The sequence below is a fragment of the Dorea acetigenes genome (assembly GCF_025567385.1).
Classification (GTDB): domain Bacteria; phylum Bacillota; class Clostridia; order Lachnospirales; family Lachnospiraceae; genus Claveliimonas; species Claveliimonas acetigenes.
The window spans coordinates 1-2,675 of record NZ_JAOQJU010000053.1; the positions used below are offsets into that span (position 1 = coordinate 1).

General features: G+C 32.8%; 2 protein-coding genes. Both read right to left on the minus strand.

The features are described from left to right. Window positions 1-74 precede the first annotated feature (74 nt). A complete protein-coding gene (locus OCV99_RS17910; RefSeq protein ID WP_262576019.1) occupies window positions 75-1,883 on the minus strand; it encodes an ABC transporter permease in 1,809 nt (602 codons plus the stop codon). Continuing rightward, window positions 1,870-2,568 carry an ABC transporter ATP-binding protein gene (locus tag OCV99_RS17915; RefSeq protein ID WP_158372379.1) on the minus strand — a complete coding sequence of 233 codons (699 nt, stop codon included), beginning with the start codon at window positions 2,566-2,568 and terminating at the stop codon, window positions 1,870-1,872. Before OCV99_RS17915 ends, OCV99_RS17910 begins: the two co-directional genes overlap by 14 nt. Window positions 2,569-2,675: the final 107 nt, after the last annotated feature.

Below are 2,675 nucleotides of genomic sequence, written 5' to 3' on the forward strand. Positions count from 1 at the left end.
CTGCCAATCACTAACATATCTGCAATTTTCAAGGTTCATCTGAGCCTATTTTTTTAACTCAGTTTTTTCATAGATTACTTGACACTACCATTAAAGAGAACTCGCTGATTTAAATATTCTTTTGGAATTTCAGAGCCTTCAAATTGCACAATACAACTTTTTCCATTCAGAAAATCTTGTTTATCAATAGGAGTATCCAGTGATTGATTTACATAATCAAATTGTTCTTCATCAATACCGATTAGCATACCATAATAGTTTGATGGATTCGTTTTATAATCTGATTTAACATCTTCAGAAGATAAATATGGTGTTCTGTCTATATAATTTGTTATCCACATATCAGAAAAACTGTTTAACACATATGGGAAAATAATAGGTGTTCCCTCTACAAGATGTAAGTCTTTAATTCCGTCCATCTTTCTTATTTCTTCAACAAAAGAATCAGATATAGCTGGTTTAAGAGAATTTATATCCTCCGTGGTTTGTGTCTGGTTTTGAACAACAAAATCGGCATTCCAGTAGTTAGGCAGTACCGTTCTTTCTCCCTGACTACTTATAATCGTTGTAAGGCAATAAAATACAGATAAACTTGTTGCCAACGATAGTAAGACAACAACTGTTTTCTTTTTATCTTTCTTAAATTGCTCAAATGCCATTCTCCAGAAGAAAGCTCCTTTTCTCTTTTTATATCTTTTACCATTCGATATACATTCTCTATATTTTGCAGCTTCTACTGGTGTAACCTTTATTGCAATTTGAATCGGCTTTTTCATTCCCAGAAGAATAGAAAAAATAGTAACAACAATACTTACAATTAAAATCACTGGATTAAACTGCAATGTCATATTCCCAGTCGATATACCTAATATTCCGAGAATATAAGGAACTAATTTCATACATAAAATAATACCCAACAAATTTCCTATAAATATACCTAATATTCCGACAAGTATCATCTGCTTAATTATGAAATGAACAAGCTGTTTCTTTGTCATACCCAGAGATTGAAGCAATCCATAATATCGTATCTTTCCTGAAACAGACAGATACAAAATATTGTAAATCAGAAGGTAGGCACTTAAACATATAACAAGAGCCAGACCGCATATACCAAGCAATAATTTAAAAGAATTTTCGATATAACCTGTCGGTGCAAAAATTTGCCTGTCTGAGAAATCTAAAGATTTTTCTATGGATTGTATTGTAGCTGGAAAAACATAGTTACGATTCAGTTTTATGCAAAGAATACCATCATTTTTTAAATCATAGCCCGTTTCGTCATAAAAGGCTTTTGACACAAATCCAGCAGATGTATCTCCATAACCATCCCATATACCACTGATAATAAATTCGTCTGTATAAACACCTGTATTATTCTCATAAGTTAAAATAAGACTATCTCCGACAGACAGATTTTCATTTCCACAGGTTTTCAAAATATCTTTTGTAACCATCAATTCATTTTTATTTTGCGGATAGTGTCCATCTAATTTTGTTCTGGCAGACGACATCAAATTATCCCAGAATACTTCATCACACCATAACAATCCAATCTCAACAGTCTTATCGTATTCTGTACTTTGGATAAATCCAGCATAGGATTCTATACCTACGCTCCGTATATTCTCGTTTTGCCGTAAAGTATTAAGTTGCTCTGATGTAAAACCGTTCATAGTTAGAATATCATATTCAGCTCCATTTAAGCGTGTGTTCTGCAATCTACTCGAATCCAGATAAGTCATACCGATTGTAAATACACAGAAAAGCATAAATGCAGATAATATTATTGTGAAAAACAAAATTGCATATTGCTTCTTATTTGTTTTAACGCTGTTTTTTGCAAGTTTATTGATGATTGCCTCATTATTATTCGCTAACATGGAAATCACTTCCTTTAGTTGATATTTTTCCGTCCTCAATCTGAACAATTCTGTCCGCCATTTGTGCAATATCATTATCATGTGTAATTACAATCAATGTTTGTTGATATTGTCTACTTAACATTTTCAATAATCCGATTACATCATGACTGGTAGAAGTATCAAGATTTCCTGTTGGCTCATCTGCAAGGATAATCGCAGGTTTTGTTGCTAAAGCTCGTATAATCGCTACACGCTGTTGTTCTCCACCAGACAACATTGCAGGGAGCATTTCTTGTTTATCCGAGATATTTAATGTTTCCAATAGTTCCTGAATAAAATCTTTATCAATTTGCGTACCATCTAACTCAAGAGGAAAAATAATATTATCATACACATTCAAGTCGGGTATTAGATTATACTGTTGAAAAATAAATCCTACTTTTCTTCTTCTGAAAAGAGCAAGTTGTTCCGAATTTAGTGTTTCAAGATTTAGTCCATCAACAATAACAGTTCCACTGCTGGGCGTATCTAATCCACCAATCATGTGTAGAAGCGTACTTTTTCCACTACCAGATTTTCCGACGATAGAAACAAATTCTCGTTCAGCAACCTCAAAATCCACACCATCTAATGCTCTTACGGTCTGATTCCCTGTTTGGTAGTATTTTTTTAAAGCCTGTGTTTTGACAATCACATTTTTCATAATCAAGTCCTCCTTATTTTTCTAGGTAGTGTCAAAAACTACCTGTTTTTTTGTACTAAAATCTAATAAAAACCTTGATTTTTAGGGAAATCTGCAATAAAAAGAGC